At 56.0% G+C, this 13,187-nt stretch carries 12 protein-coding genes and 1 other annotated feature; of the genes, 2 read left to right on the forward strand and 10 right to left on the reverse strand.

The features are described from left to right. Positions 1 to 31 precede the first annotated feature (31 nt). From M3223_RS03750 to M3223_RS03765, 4 genes are all read right to left on the reverse strand, one after another. Positions 32 to 190 carry a hypothetical protein gene (locus M3223_RS03750; RefSeq protein ID WP_251559071.1) on the reverse strand — a complete coding sequence of 53 codons (159 nt, stop codon included), beginning with the start codon at positions 188 to 190 and terminating at the stop codon, positions 32 to 34. A gap of 695 nt (positions 191 to 885) precedes the next feature. After that, complete coding sequence (locus M3223_RS03755) at positions 886 to 1,425, reverse strand: deoxycytidylate deaminase (RefSeq protein ID WP_251559073.1); 540 nt, start codon at positions 1,423 to 1,425, stop codon at positions 886 to 888. 219 nt (positions 1,426 to 1,644) lie between these two features. Further along, on the reverse strand, positions 1,645 to 2,940 hold the full coding sequence (locus M3223_RS03760; RefSeq protein WP_251559075.1) for a homocysteine synthase: 1,296 nt from the start codon (positions 2,938 to 2,940) through the stop codon (positions 1,645 to 1,647). 63 nt (positions 2,941 to 3,003) lie between these two features. Then, complete coding sequence (locus M3223_RS03765; protein ID WP_251559076.1) at positions 3,004 to 3,744, reverse strand: ComEA family DNA-binding protein; 741 nt, start codon at positions 3,742 to 3,744, stop codon at positions 3,004 to 3,006. A 323-nt stretch (positions 3,745 to 4,067) separates the two neighbouring features. Here M3223_RS03765 and comER point away from each other — a divergent pair, with 323 nt between their 5' ends. Beyond that, positions 4,068 to 4,907 carry a late competence protein ComER gene (comER, locus tag M3223_RS03770; protein ID WP_251559078.1) on the forward strand — a complete coding sequence of 280 codons (840 nt, stop codon included), beginning with the start codon at positions 4,068 to 4,070 and terminating at the stop codon, positions 4,905 to 4,907. A gap of 117 nt (positions 4,908 to 5,024) precedes the next feature. On the opposite strand, the gene leuS is transcribed toward comER, so the two are convergent. Both leuS and M3223_RS03780 read right to left on the reverse strand, forming a co-directional pair. Continuing rightward, positions 5,025 to 7,466, reverse strand: coding sequence for a leucine--tRNA ligase (leuS, locus tag M3223_RS03775; protein ID WP_251559081.1), 2,442 nt, complete (start codon positions 7,464 to 7,466; stop codon positions 5,025 to 5,027). 70 nt (positions 7,467 to 7,536) lie between these two features. Continuing rightward, positions 7,537 to 7,774, reverse strand: a binding site (T-box leader). Between the two features lie 57 nt (positions 7,775 to 7,831). Then, entirely contained in the window at positions 7,832 to 8,539 is a 708-nt protein-coding gene (locus M3223_RS03780; RefSeq protein ID WP_251559083.1) for an NAD(P)H-dependent oxidoreductase, read from the reverse strand. Between the two features lie 136 nt (positions 8,540 to 8,675). Between M3223_RS03780 and M3223_RS03785 the strand changes: the two genes are divergently transcribed. Then, the gene (locus M3223_RS03785) at positions 8,676 to 9,062 is read left to right on the forward strand and encodes a winged helix-turn-helix transcriptional regulator (protein ID WP_251559085.1); all 387 of its coding nucleotides are present in this window, start codon (positions 8,676 to 8,678) and stop codon (positions 9,060 to 9,062) included. Between the two features lie 92 nt (positions 9,063 to 9,154). Here M3223_RS03785 and M3223_RS03790 read toward each other — a convergent pair whose 3' ends face one another. From M3223_RS03790 to rsfS, 4 genes are all read right to left on the reverse strand, one after another. Beyond that, positions 9,155 to 10,912 carry a glycoside hydrolase family 55 protein gene (locus M3223_RS03790; RefSeq protein ID WP_251559086.1) on the reverse strand — a complete coding sequence of 586 codons (1,758 nt, stop codon included), beginning with the start codon at positions 10,910 to 10,912 and terminating at the stop codon, positions 9,155 to 9,157. Positions 10,913 to 11,094: 182 nt separating this feature from the next. Continuing rightward, entirely contained in the window at positions 11,095 to 11,868 is a 774-nt protein-coding gene (locus M3223_RS03795) for a class I SAM-dependent DNA methyltransferase (RefSeq protein ID WP_251559089.1), read from the reverse strand. Between the two features lie 20 nt (positions 11,869 to 11,888). Beyond that, positions 11,889 to 12,818, reverse strand: a complete 930-nt coding sequence (locus M3223_RS03800) for a CvfB family protein (protein ID WP_251559091.1) — start codon at positions 12,816 to 12,818, stop codon at positions 11,889 to 11,891. Beyond that, complete coding sequence (gene rsfS, locus M3223_RS03805; RefSeq protein WP_251559093.1) at positions 12,815 to 13,162, reverse strand: ribosome silencing factor; 348 nt, start codon at positions 13,160 to 13,162, stop codon at positions 12,815 to 12,817. The genes M3223_RS03800 and rsfS overlap by 4 nt, the downstream gene beginning before the upstream one ends. Between the last annotated feature and the right edge of the window lie 25 nt (positions 13,163 to 13,187).

Consider the following 13,187-nt stretch of genomic DNA (forward strand, 5'->3'; position numbering starts at 1 on the left):
CATTTTCCATTCCCCCTTCTCGACCTCTCGCTTACAGTCCCGGCTTTCGCTCGCTTCCTCTTCCGCCCTCTTTTGCTCTTTCCCCCGCTGCCTCTTTTACCGCCTCTTTATTGAGCTCTTTCTTTTGCTCTTTCTTTTGCTCTTTCTTGAGCTCTTTCTTTTGCTCTTTATCCTCCTCCACCGCTTTCACCGCCTTCACTCCCTGCTTCACTTCCGCCTTTCTTTGCTTTTTCCGCCGCTTACTCCCCCGCTTACTCCCGCCAAACCTCCTGTCTTTCCTCTCCCTTCCGCCTCACCCTCCAGCTAACGCAACTGAGAAAGCTTATTCCACCAAAAAATAGGCTTTTCAAATTCTAACGCAACTCACACGGCTTATTTGGAACATTTCCCTGCCTAAACGGCCTATAACTGCCAAATAACGCGTCTCAGTTGCGCTAGAATTCCTAAACCCGCTTTTAAGTGCCAATAACACATCTCAGTTTCGTTAGAATTCGAATCCCCCTATCGCCCCTCTTCCGCAGTCCTCCTTTTCGCCAGCAAACAAAAAAGCACCGCCCGAAATCCCGCTTCATGCGGGATAATCGGGAGGTGCTTCCTCCTTGCCAATAGCAAGCTCTTGGCTATTCTTCTATTTACTGAAACAATTTGGGTAAGACGCTACGGACTCGCCAATGCACGTTGGCATGCCAGACCAGCTCATGTCCCTCGGCACCTTCAACCGCTCCGCTTGATCGCGCCTTTAAGCTCCTTCGCACATCGCTCAGTCCGTCACCGTCAAATCTCGCCTGAGGCGGCGCTCGTAGCCTTTCAGCCTACAGAGGCGATGCCCTCCCGCCTCTTCAAGCGCTCCGCTTGATCGCGCCTTCAAGCTCCTTCGCACATCGCTCAGTCCGTCACCGCTAGTCCCGCCTGAGGAGGCGGTTCATAGCCATCCAGCCTGCGGAAAACGATGCCCTTTTGCTCCATTAGACGTCCAACCTTGTCAGAGTCCTTGGGATAGCCGCGGTGGAACACGATCTCGGCGACGCCGCTGTTAGCAAGCATATTGGCGCAGGTCCAGCAGGGCTGGTCGGTCACGTAGACGGTCGAGCCTTCGCGGTCATTCCGGTCCGTGAACAGAAGCAAATTCTGCTCGGCATGGATCGTGCGGATGCAGCGCTGCTTTTTCACCATTTCGGGTCCGCCCTCGGCGGCGCGCTGCTCCCATTCCTCCACGATCATGCAGCCTTCCTCGGAGCAGTCGGCAACGCCCATCGGCGCGCCGTTGTAGGCGGTGCCCAGCAGCTTTTTGCCCTGGACGAGCAGCGCGCCCACATGGCGGCGCGGACAGCGCGAACGGGTCGAAACCATATAAGCGATGTCCATAAAATACGTATCCCAGTCTTTGCGGGCCGCTTCCTGCTGCGCAGGAGTTGCGTTAGGCATGATGCCGCCTCCTTCTATGTCGAACCTTGTCTAGTCCTATTATAACGGAAGAACAAGGAAAGCAACACGGGATTGAAAGCGGCCCCCCTGAAGTTATCGTAAAACGCAGCGATTCGCATTCAGCTGCCAGCCTCGCTCACAGCCCACAAAAAAGGCTTTGAATGTGCACGCCTGCCTTACCGCAGCGGCTCTATTCCTCTGGCCCTGCCTATTCGCTGCTTAGCCGTTCTGGCTGGCGGCGATTGCCTGCTCCAGATCGTAAATGATGTCGCCGATATTTTCCGTTCCGATCGACAGACGGATCAGGCCCGGCGTTACGCCGGAGCTAAGCTGCTCATCCGGGGACAGCTGCTGATGGGTCGTGCTTGCCGGATGGATGATTAGCGACTTCGAGTCGCCCACGTTGGCAAGATGGGAGAACAGCTGCACGGCGTTGATTACTTTTTTGCCGGCCTCTACGCCGCCTTTGATCTCGAATGTAAGAATAGCGCCTTGACCGCGCGACAAATACTTTTTCGCCAGTTCATGGGAAGGATGGCTCTCCAGGCCGGAGTAGCTGACCGAAGCCACGGCGTCATTCGTTTCCAGCCAGCGCGCAACAGCAAGCGCGTTGGAGCTATGGCGCTCCATGCGCAAATGCAGCGTCTCCAAGCCTTGCAGCAGCATGAACGAGTTGAACGGGGAGATAGCCGCCCCGAGATCGCGCAGAAGCTGTACGCGGGCTTTAATAATATAAGCGAGCGGGCCAACCGCGTCCGTGTAAACGAGTCCGTGGTAGCTTGGATCCGGCTCCGTCAGACCCGGGAAGCGGCCGCTGGCTTTCCAGTCGAACTTGCCGCCGTCCACAATAATACCGCCGATCGATGTGCCATGGCCGCCGATGAACTTGGTTGCGGAATGGACAACGATATCAGCGCCAAAATCGATCGGGCGAAGCAGGTATGGGCTCGGGAAGGTGTTGTCGACGATAAGCGGCAGGCCGTTCTCATGAGCAATTGCCGCCACTGACTCGATATCCAGCACATCGCCGCGCGGATTGCCGATTGTTTCGGCGAAAATCGCCTTTGTTTTGTCCGTAATGGCAGCGCGGAAGTTGTCCGGGTTGGTAGAATCGACGAACTTCACCTTAATGCCAAGCTTAGGCAGCGTATGAGCAAACAGATTGTAGGTTCCGCCGTAAAGGCTGGAGGAGCTGACGATTTCATCTCCAGCGGAAGCGATATTCAAGATCGCAAAGGAAATTGCGGACATTCCCGAAGCGACGGAGAGCGCTGCTGCGCCGCCTTCCATAGCGGCAACTCGCTTTTCAAACACATCGCTCGTCGGGTTCATAATACGCGTGTAGATGTTGCCAAACTGCTTCAGACCAAACAGATCAGCCGCATGCTCCGTGTTTTCAAAGCCATAGGACGTTGTTTGGTAAATCGGCACCGCGCGCGAAAAGGTAGTCGGATCAATTTCTTGGCCTCCGTGAACGGCCAACGTTTCAGGTGCAGGCTTGCGTGGTTCTGTCATGATATTTTTCCTCCTATGTCGATAAGAATGATATGATTTTCATTAATCTTCTCACATTCCATGTCAGATCACAACAAGATTTTTCCATTTGGCGATTAGTTTGGGGCCGATGCCTTTTACCCGCTCCACCGCATCTACACTGGGAAAAAGACCGTTTCGCTCCCTGTCCTCCACTATCGCCTTTGCCTTGGCGGGGCCGATCCCAGGCAAATCCTCCAGCTGGGCCGCTGTCGCCCGGTTTAAGTCCAGTTTTCCTTCCGCCGTATAACCTCCGCTCGTTGAGCCGCCAACCCCATCTATACTGCCGCCGCCTGTTCGCTCATCGACTGCAGCCCCTTGCACCGTAAGGCCTTCCGCCGCGTTTCCTGCCTGCTCCTCCGCAGCTGCGCCGTTTGAGCTATCGCCGTCCGCTCCTGAACTCTCATCTCCGTCCGGCTGCCCGCCGTCTGCATCTGCCCCAGAGGTTCCGGTTTTATCCTTTCCTACTGCATCGGCTTGCTGAGTGCCATCCGTAACAGCGCTGGTTCCTTTTTCTTCGAGTCCGCTCTTATGAAGTCCTGCTTTCCCTGTTTCACCATTGGCCGATGCACCGTCTGTTTCCGGCTGCCTTTTCCCTTCTCCAGAAACGCCGCTCCCCAGCGCCTCCGCAAGCGCCCCATCCAGCCTGATCCAACCGGCAGGCTCTGCATCGCGCGGCTGCTGAAACCCAAACACAATGAACAAACAACCTGCCGCCGCCAGCAAAGCTGCCGTCATTTTCCCATTGCCAATCCGCCGTCCATTCGCCTGCCGTCTCTTATCCATGCTTCAATCCCCTTCTTTTTCATTTTTTCGCCATCTGGCTTGCTGACTCGACATGTTAGCCGAGCCTAGCCGCATACAGTAGTACCAATCCGCTATCCGTCTATCGTTTGCAAGCCTGATTATGATTGGCCGCTTTGCGATACAGGCTCTTGCAATGGCTATGCCTCCGGTTATTCCGGGCATGTTCCGGCGGAATTCGGATAGCCTGAGGAAAAAGCGGAATTCTGTCCGCTGCGCGGAACAAGAGCTCTTTTTCCATGCGGGGCGCCCTGTCGAAACAGCCGGTACAGAGAGCGCCTCAGCCCGCTAGGAGGGATTTATTCATGAAGGTGGGTTTTATCGGTACCGGCAGCATGGGAAGCCTGCTCGTCGACGCCTTTGTCCGATCCGGCGCCATCGATGCGGCGGATATCGTTGTTGCCAACAGAACGTTTCACAAAGCGGAGCGGCTTGCCGCACGGCATCCGGGCGTCACTGCCGTATCCAGCAACAGAGAGCTGCTTCAGCGGTGCGACTGCTTCTTTTTGTGCATCAAGCCGTCCGAGTTCAAAAACGTGCTTAAAGAGCTTCAGCCCTATGCGCGGGAAGATCAGATCGCCGTTTCCATTACAAGCCCTATTCTGATCAGCCATCTGGAGGACCAGCTGCCCTGCCGGATCGCCAAAGTCATTCCCAGCATTACAAACGGCGTGCTGAGCGGCGTGTCGCTCTGCATGTTCGGCAGCCGCATGAGCGTGCCGGACTGCTGTTTACTGGAGGGTCTTCTGTCGCGCATCAGCGAGCCGCTGCTTATCGATGAGCAATACACCCGCGTTGTTTCCGACCTGTCCAGCTGCGGACCAGCCTTTATGGCGTTCCTTGCCCAAAAGCTGATTGACGCCGCTGTTGAAGTAACCGGCATCGATCCTGACGAGGCTGTTGCTATTACAAGCGCTATGCTGCTCGGAACCGGAAAGCTGCTCACCGAGGGCGGCATGACGCCCACTGATCTGATCCGGCGCGTATCGGTTCCCGGCGGAATTACCCAGCAGGGACTGCAGGTGCTGCAAAAGGAAACGGACGGCATGTTCCAAAAGCTGATTCGCACTACGCATGAGAAATACCGCGAGGATGTGGAGAAGGTGCAGGCCGACCTATACGGCGAAGAGGTGAACGGTCCCTGACCGCTTGCGAACAAGCGGACTCTCAGGGTCCATTCACCTCTTCCGGGATTCTTTCCTCAGAAAGAGCTTATAAACGCCGGAAGTCCATCCCCGCAGGATTGGATTTCCGGCTTCATTTTAGTTGGCTACGATGTTGACCAGCTTGCCTTTAACGGCAATCACCTTACGGACCGTCTTGCCTGCCGTAAGCTCCTGCACACGCGGCAGCTCCTTGGCGATGCGCTCCATTTCGTCCGTTTCCGTATCGGCGGCAATAGAAACGCGGTCGGCAATTTTGCCGTTTACCTGCACAACGATCTCAACCTCTTGATCGACCGTCCAGGCTTCCACAAACTCCGGCCATGGCACATAGCTGATGGAGCCGCTGTGTCCCAGCTTCTCCCACAGCTCTTCCGCCAAATGCGGCGCAAGCGGCGACAGCAGCTGCACGAAGTTTTCCATCGACTGCTTCGGCAAAGATTCCGTTTTGTACGCTTCGTTAACCCAGATCATCAGCTGGCTGATCGCCGTGTTGAAGCGCAGGTTTTCCAAGTCGTCGGATACTTTTTTGATGGAACGGTGCCAAATGCGGTTGTAAGCGTCGCTGCCTTCCTCGCCGGCAATTTTCGGATTCAGCTCGCCATTTTCGCCGATAAACAAGCGCCAAATACGGCTCAGGAAGCGGTGCATTCCTTCTACGCCGCTAGCGTTCCACGGTTTGGTCGCTTCCAGCGGCCCCATAAACATTTCGTACAGACGCAGCGTGTCCGCGCCGAAATCGCCCACGATATCGTCCGGATTGATGACGTTGCCGCGGGATTTGGACATTTTTTCGTTGTTTGTGCCCAGTATCATCCCTTGGTTGACCAGCTTCTGGAACGGCTCCTTCGTGTTTACAACGCCAAGATCGTACAGCACCTTATGCCAGAAGCGCGCATACAGCAGGTGAAGCACCGCATGCTCCGCTCCGCCGATGTACAGATCAACCGGCAGCCATTGCTGCAGCTTCTCCTGCGAGCACAGCTCCTTGTCGTTGCGCGGATCAATGAAGCGCAGGTAGTACCAGCAGCTGCCCGCCCATTGCGGCATCGTGTTCGTTTCGCGGCGCGCAGGCAGGCCTGTTTCCGGATCGGTTGTGTTCACCCATTCGGTGACGTTGGCCAGCGGCGATTCGCCCGTGCCGGAAGGTTTGATGGCATCAACATCCGGCAGCAGCAGCGGCAGCTGATCCTCCGGCACCGGCTTCATTGAACCGTCCTCCAGATGGAGAATCGGAATCGGCTCGCCCCAGTAGCGCTGGCGGCTGAACAGCCAGTCGCGCAGACGGTAGGTCGTTTTGCCGCGTCCTTTGCCCGTCTCTTCCAGGCGGCTGATCATCGCTGCAATCGCTTCTGCGTTGGACAGGCCGTTCAGGAAGTCGGAGTTCACATGCGCACCGTCGCCGACAAAAGCTTCCTTCTCCACATCTCCGCCCTGAACCACTTCCACAATCGCGAGGCCAAACTGCTTGGCAAATTCCCAGTCGCGCGGATCATGCCCAGGGACGGCCATAATAGCGCCTGTGCCGTAACCGGCAAGCACGTAATCGGCGATCCATACCGGAACCTTTGCTCCGTTAACCGGATTGATGGCATACGCGCCAGTGAATACGCCGGACTTCTCCTTGGCCAGATCAGTACGCTCCAGATCGCTTTTGCGGGCAGCCGCTTCACGATACTCGCTTACTGCCGCCTGCTGCTCCGCCGAAGTAATGCGGTCGACCAGCTCATGCTCGGGAGCCAGCACGCAGTACGTTGCGCCAAACAGCGTGTCGGGACGCGTCGTAAATACTTGAATCTCGGCATCCGTGCCTTCTACGGCAAACGCCACCTCAGCGCCGACGGATTTGCCGATCCAGTTGCGCTGCATATCCTTAATGCTCTCCGACCAGTCCAGCTCCTCCAGGTCTTCCAGCAGGCGCTCGGCGTATTCCGTAATTCTCAAAATCCACTGGCGCATCGGCTTGCGAATGACCGGATGGTTGCCGCGCTCGCTGAGGCCGTTGATCACTTCCTCGTTCGCCAGAACCGTGCCGAGCGCCGGACACCAGTTAACGGGAACCTCGGCTACGTAAGCGAGGCCTTTTTTGTACAGCTGAATAAAAATCCACTGCGTCCATTTGTAATATTCCGGGTCCGTCGTGCTGATTTCCCGGTCCCAATCGTAGGAGAAACCGAGCGATTTAATTTGGCGGCGGAAGTTATTGATGTTTTTGACCGTAATGTCGCGCGGATGCTCGCCCGTATCGAGAGCATGCTGCTCCGCAGGCAGGCCGAATGCGTCCCAGCCCATCGGGTGCAGCACGTTGTACCCCTTCATCCGTTTATAGCGGGATACGATATCCGTTGCCGTGTAGCCTTCGGGATGGCCGACATGCAGACCCGCTCCCGACGGATACGGGAACATATCCAACGCGTAAAATTTCGGTTTGTCCGCGTCCTCGGTCGTGCGGAACGTTTTATTTTCATCCCAGAACTGCTGCCATTTCGGCTCCAGCTGCTGGTGATTATAACTTTGAAAATCGGTTTTCTCTTGACTCATGGCTTGTGCCTCCTGTTCAAAGTGAGGGGGACGGGCAGACGCAAAAAACCTCCCGCCCCCAGCGATAATCGCTAGGGACGAGAGGTTTGAATTCCCGTGGTACCACCCTAGTTGATGTCTGGCTTCAGCAAGCCTGAGACACCCACTCATAAACCCTTAACGCGGGCCGATACGGCAAAGCTCCCCCGATCCGGGCTGACTTTGCGGCTCCGAGGCGAGATTCGGCGCGCTGCGGGTCCGGCTTGCACCAAAGTGCCGGCTCTCTACATCCTCGCATGCGGCTTACTGCTCCTCTTCAACGCCAATATGGCTAATTTAACAACGATTATAGCCATTTTCGACCGTTAAGTCAAGGAACTAGCCGATTATACCCACTTTACAACCTCATCCGCGCAGCGTCTGATTTTTTCGCGTGGCTCTTGAACGCGGTAACCGAAGGCGGCCATAACGGACAGGCTGAATTCGTCTCCTAGAATGCCATGCTCGCGCAGCAGCGCTTCCGCCTTTTCCTTATGGAAGCCCTCGATCGGACAGGAGTCGATGCCGATTTGAGCCGCTGACGTCATCATGTTGCCCAGCGCAATATAGGTTTGTTTAGCAGCCCAATCCTCCAGCTGGCGCGGATGCTCCATCAATCCGAAGTCTCTTACCTGGAAGTCGCGGAACATCGCTTTGCGTCCCTCTTCCGCTTTCTCTGGAAGCTTCAGCACCTCACGATTCATATAATCCAAATAGGCGGAGCCGTGACGCACCTGCTCCGAGCTTCTCGCCAGAATGAGCAGAAAATGGCTTGCCGTCGGCAGCGTGCCTTGCGCGCCCCAGGTTACGGCTTTCAGCTCCTCGCGGATGGCGGGATTTTGCAGCACAACAAATTTCCAAGGCTCATAACCGAAGGAGCTAGGGGAAAGGCGGCCCGTTTCCAAAATAAAGTCAAAATCCTCCGCCGGAATTTTGCGGTCCGCATCAAAAACCTTTGTGGCGTGCCGGAAGCGGAAAGCCTCCAAAATCTGCTCCTTGCGTGTATGTTTCTCCTGCTCGTTTAACGCTATTGTTGTCATTCCATGATTTGTCATAATTCTTCGCTCCTTTTCCCGATTTATTTCGGGGAATAATTTATACTTCACATCTTAGCGGTTTTACTATATTTTTAATAGTAGGCACATTTTTGTTGTATAGGATCATTTTTGAACCTATTGGAGGTAACGATGGATGGACAAACAACTCTGCTCTTACCCCGCGCTGGAAAAGCACGGTTTTACTTGCCCGGTGGAAATGACCATGGACGTCATCGGCGGCAAATGGAAATGCATCGTCATTCACCATCTGCTGGACGGCTCCAAACGCTACAACGAGCTTCGGCGGCTGATGCCCAAGGTTACGCAGCGCATGCTGACGCTTCAGCTGAGAGAGCTGGAGCGCGACGGCCTTGTCGTGCGGCGTGTTTATAACGAGGTCCCTCCCAAGGTGGAATATTCGTTGACCGAGTTCGGACGGGAGCTTGCGCCGCTCGTGCGCTCCATGATGAACTGGGCGCTTAAACATGCGGATACAGTAATGGAAAACCGCGCAAAATTATTGGTGGAGACGGAAGTCTAAGCTTTGGCGCCGCCGCGTCAACCATAATTAGGGCCGTCTCAAGGTCATCTCAGGATGACGGTTGAAACGGCCCTTTTGCTCACGCGGCGAAATCACTTAGGTCCATGAGCTTTATGATTAACTACGATTGAATCGACGCAAGCTTTCAAGCTAACAAAATCTTCGATTGACGGCTCTGTGAGACTGTCGCCGCTATCTCTGTTCTGAGCGACGCTTGGAGGAAGCTGAAGCTCGTTGCCCCGGAAAATGAGCGAGCCGATGCTGAGCGCGTGAAGCGCCAGCCCTTCACTCAGCTCAAAGAAATTGCTCTCGATCACGATCCCGCTGTGTACCGGCCGCTGTTCATTAACCTCCTCGATCTCGGGTAAAAGTAAAATAACGGGCTGATCTGCTGCCCCGCACGCTTCAAAGCGGTTGCCACGGATCGTTAGGTCGTTAACCCGGCCGGATTCGTACCAGCTCCCGGCGTCGCAGCTGACGAGAACCGCGCTCGCTACCGTCCCCTCGAAAACATTGTTTTCGATCAGCGTCCTGCGCCGTGTCGTCGTCAAAATGCCCCGTGTCGGGATACGCGCAAAAATGTTTCCCGCAATGGTAACCTCCGGCGTCCAGGTCACATTTTCCACGGCCATTCCTGCCTCGATGCGGTCAGGCACGTCCTCACGCAGCGTAAGCAGCATTTCGCGAGGACTTACAAGCTCAGCCCGCTCGACGATGCCAGTGCCGCAAGCGGCCAGTGAACGGCTTTGCACAAATTCCAGCTCGTCGCCGGCAGCAAATGCTTCAAAGCCGTATGTCTGGGGATGCATGAAACGTACGAGCAGCTCGCGGGAACCAGGCTGCTCGACGACCTGCAAATACGTGCCGTGCACGTTGATGCCATCGTCATGGAGCCCCTCCAGCCTGCTGTTCGTAATGCGGATGATTCCCCGGCAGCCGGAAAGATGAATGCCGTCTGCAAATGCTGCGGCAGTCCGTCCTGTCCCGGGACGAGGGGAAATTGCCACCTCGTCGAAGCTCAGGTGCTCGCAGAATTGCCCCGTCACGCCAAGGCCGTGCATGAAGTGCAGGTTGACACGCTCGAACGACACATTACGGCTCCGGTTCAGGAACACGCCAACCTGATCGCGAATGCCGTCCCGCGTCTGCAGCACCCAGCCCTCCTGCAGCTCCAGCTCGGGGCTGCCCTCGTAGCGCAGCCGCACCAGAGACGCCTCCAGCTCTTCGGCGAAAGCTGCTTCCTCCACCCAATTGGTTTCGATCCGCCAGGTCCGGTTTCTTGACGGATCGTAAGCCTGCATCGGCCCGCTGCGGAATCGCCAGCCCGGACCCATCCATGTTAATCGTCCGGCAGCGATTTCATAACGGCTGGATGGATGTGTCCTTATATCCATGAAACCATCCCCGATACGCTCGATCGTCATCTCAGCGACCGTCGGCCGCTCGTAATCGAAGCTGATATCGCGAATTGTGATGCCGTCGCAGTGATCAACGGCCAGCATCGTCATTTTGCTATGGAAAACAAATAACGCTCCGCAACCGTCCAGCGTCACATTCGACAACCCGCGTAGATGGATGCCAATCTTCTTCGTAATGTCCGAATTTTCCTGCTCGCTTGTCGTGTTCGTAATCCAATAGCGTTTCCGGACGGCATGCTCCTCATAAAACTCGTAACGTCCCGGCTCGCAGACCAGCCGCACAGGGCCTTCAACACGTGCTGCGGCATCAATCGCCCGGCTTAGCGCTGGTGTGGAATCGTTACCAGAATCCGGCACAGCACCAAAATCCGCAAGGCGCAGCACGGATAGGTCCGCCGCAGGCGTGTTTTCCTGCCTCATCGTATCATCCATCTTTGCCAGTTATCCTCCTGTCATCCATAGAATTACCCTTTTGCGGCGATTCAGCGACTGCTGACTTGCCAAAATAAAACAAATCGTGGCTTAAATATATCATGTTGAGCCGTTATTGAAATCAGAAAAAAAAGACCGCTCCCGATTCATCGTTTGATGATTTCGAGAACAGTCCTGCTCATTTATTTGATCGCTGCAAAAAACAGCCGTTCCGACTGCTCCGTAGGCTCCTTCAGCGTAAAATCGGCATACCGGTCCACCCGGCTGAAGCCGGCGGCGCGAAGCTCGGATACAATCCAGTCAGGATCGTAAGCCCGCTGATGATGGACCTCTTCAAATCGGACAAAACGCCCCTCGCGATCGGAATCGTCCTGAGCAAAAATCGTAAGATGATGGCGGATTTCGATGCGTTCCTCATCCAGCTCGGAAGTCCAGATGTAACCGACGTCCCGTTCATCCAGAGTGAACGGCTGCTCTTCGGCATACCGGCGCAGCGTCAGCGGCGCATGTACGTCAAACAGAAACACGCCGCCGGACTTAAGGCCGCCGTAAGCGGCGCGGAATGCGGCCGTCACATCCTCTTCCTCCGTTAAATAATTCAAACAGTCGCAAAAGCTGATCGCCGCGTCAACCGGGCCCGGCAGCTCCCAATCCCGCATATCCTGCTGCAGCCAGCGGACTGAGCCGGACCTTGGACGGACTGCCTGCTGCGGCGTCTCGTCCCATTTGCTGCGGGCGATGGACAGCATGTCCGCCGACAGGTCTATTCCGTACACAGTAAAACCCGACTTGGCTAGCGGAATGGCCAGGCTGCCAGTGCCGCAGCCCAGATCGGCGACCGACTCCGGCACGCCGTAGCGTTCCCAGCATTCTCTCATGAACCGGATCCAATCCGGATACGGCATCTCTTCCATCAACCGGTCATATACGCCGGCGAACTGGCGGTAAGCCCGCATGGGCAGTCCCTCCTTGCCTGCTACTTGGCGTCGTCTCCCTCTGAGACGGCTTCCTCTGCCGGCTGCTGGATCAATCTTGTCCAGTTGCCGTCCTGTTTCACAATTCCCTCGCGCATCAGCTTGCCAACCGCACGTTTAAACGCGGATTTGCTGATGCCAAACTTGTTTTTGATGATGTCGGCAGGCGTTTCGTCGGAATAAGGCATCGCCTGGCCTGGACGCTCCTTAATAAAAGCGAGAATCCGGTCCGCATCCTCGACACGGCCAACCTCTTTGCGCAGGTTCATGGACAGGTTTGCCCGGCCGTCCTCGCGGATATACGTCACGCGCGCTTTGACGCGCTGTCCAAGCCGCAGCGGCTCCGGACGCTCCGTTGACGGAATAAGGCCGTACGCGCCAAAGCCGACAACTCCGCCGTCAAGGACAACAAACGAGCCCATCTGCAGCGTGCGGCTAACCCAGCCTTCCTTCCATTCGTTGCGCCACGATGCGGGAGCCGGAAAAACAAGACTGGCCAGGTCTTCCTCGCGGGCCAGCTTGGCGAGCAGCCGTCCGCTTTTGTCATGCGACAGCTTGACGAACACCTCATCACCCGGCAGCGGACGAAGATCAATAAGCTCCGGCAGCTCCGAGAGCGGCAGCAGCAGCTGACGGCCAAGGCCGATTTCCAGGAAACAGCCAAGGCGCGGATGAATGTCCGCAACGACGAGCCTTTTCAGCTCGCCAAGCTGAATGAGCGGCTTTTTCATCGTTGCCGACAGGCGGTCGTCCGTGTCGTGGAACACAAACACTTCAACCTCCTGGCCTTCCTTTACTTTCGCTCCGGCCGTTTCGGAATAGTGCAGCAGCACCTCCGTGTCATCCTCGTCTCCCAGAGACAAAAAATAGCCGAAGGGCGACACTTCGCGCGCCACCCTCAGCTTTAACGTCAAACCGGCGTAAGTCGTCATGCGAACTCCACAACTTTAGCGTCGGACCAGAGCCTCTCCAGGCTGTAGTAGTCGCGCTCGTCACGGTGGAAGACATGGATAACGACGTCGCCAAGATCAATGAGCACCCAGCGTGCCGTATCCATGCCCTCGATGCCGCGCACTGTGACGCCGCCTTCTTGAGCGCGCTTGCGGATTTCGGTGGCGATTGCCTGGACTTGGGTGTCGGAATTACCGTGGCAGATGACAAAATAGTCTGCGACGAGAGAGATATCCTTCAGGTTAAGAGCGACGACGTTGTTTGCTTTTTTATCATCAGCCGCCTCTACGACGGCTTGCAGCAATTGTTCTGGATTAAGGGCCATTCAGTTGCCTCCTTGGGCATGTTAG

Origin of the sequence: Paenibacillus pasadenensis (assembly GCF_023715725.1) — a bacterium.
GTDB classification, from domain to species: Bacteria; Bacillota; Bacilli; order Paenibacillales; family Paenibacillaceae; genus Paenibacillus_O; species Paenibacillus_O pasadenensis_A.

What these genes read in the sequence shown, in the direction of transcription:
- M3223_RS03755 (WP_251559073.1), bottom strand. Translation starts at nt 1,425, where the DNA reads ATGCCTAACGCAACTCCTGCGCAGCAGGAAGCGGCCCGCAAAGACTGG.
- M3223_RS03760 (WP_251559075.1), bottom strand. Translation starts at nt 2,940, where the DNA reads ATGACAGAACCACGCAAGCCTGCACCTGAAACGTTGGCCGTTCACGGA.
- M3223_RS03765 (WP_251559076.1), bottom strand. Translation starts at nt 3,744, where the DNA reads ATGGATAAGAGACGGCAGGCGAATGGACGGCGGATTGGCAATGGGAAA.
- comER (WP_251559078.1), top strand. Translation starts at nt 4,068, where the DNA reads ATGAAGGTGGGTTTTATCGGTACCGGCAGCATGGGAAGCCTGCTCGTC.
- leuS (WP_251559081.1), bottom strand. Translation starts at nt 7,466, where the DNA reads ATGAGTCAAGAGAAAACCGATTTTCAAAGTTATAATCACCAGCAGCTG.
- M3223_RS03780 (WP_251559083.1), bottom strand. Translation starts at nt 8,539, where the DNA reads ATGACAAATCATGGAATGACAACAATAGCGTTAAACGAGCAGGAGAAA.
- M3223_RS03785 (WP_251559085.1), top strand. Translation starts at nt 8,676, where the DNA reads ATGGACAAACAACTCTGCTCTTACCCCGCGCTGGAAAAGCACGGTTTT.
- M3223_RS03790 (WP_251559086.1), bottom strand. Translation starts at nt 10,912, where the DNA reads ATGGATGATACGATGAGGCAGGAAAACACGCCTGCGGCGGACCTATCC.
- M3223_RS03795 (WP_251559089.1), bottom strand. Translation starts at nt 11,868, where the DNA reads ATGCGGGCTTACCGCCAGTTCGCCGGCGTATATGACCGGTTGATGGAA.
- M3223_RS03800 (WP_251559091.1), bottom strand. Translation starts at nt 12,818, where the DNA reads ATGACGACTTACGCCGGTTTGACGTTAAAGCTGAGGGTGGCGCGCGAA.
- rsfS (WP_251559093.1), bottom strand. Translation starts at nt 13,162, where the DNA reads ATGGCCCTTAATCCAGAACAATTGCTGCAAGCCGTCGTAGAGGCGGCT.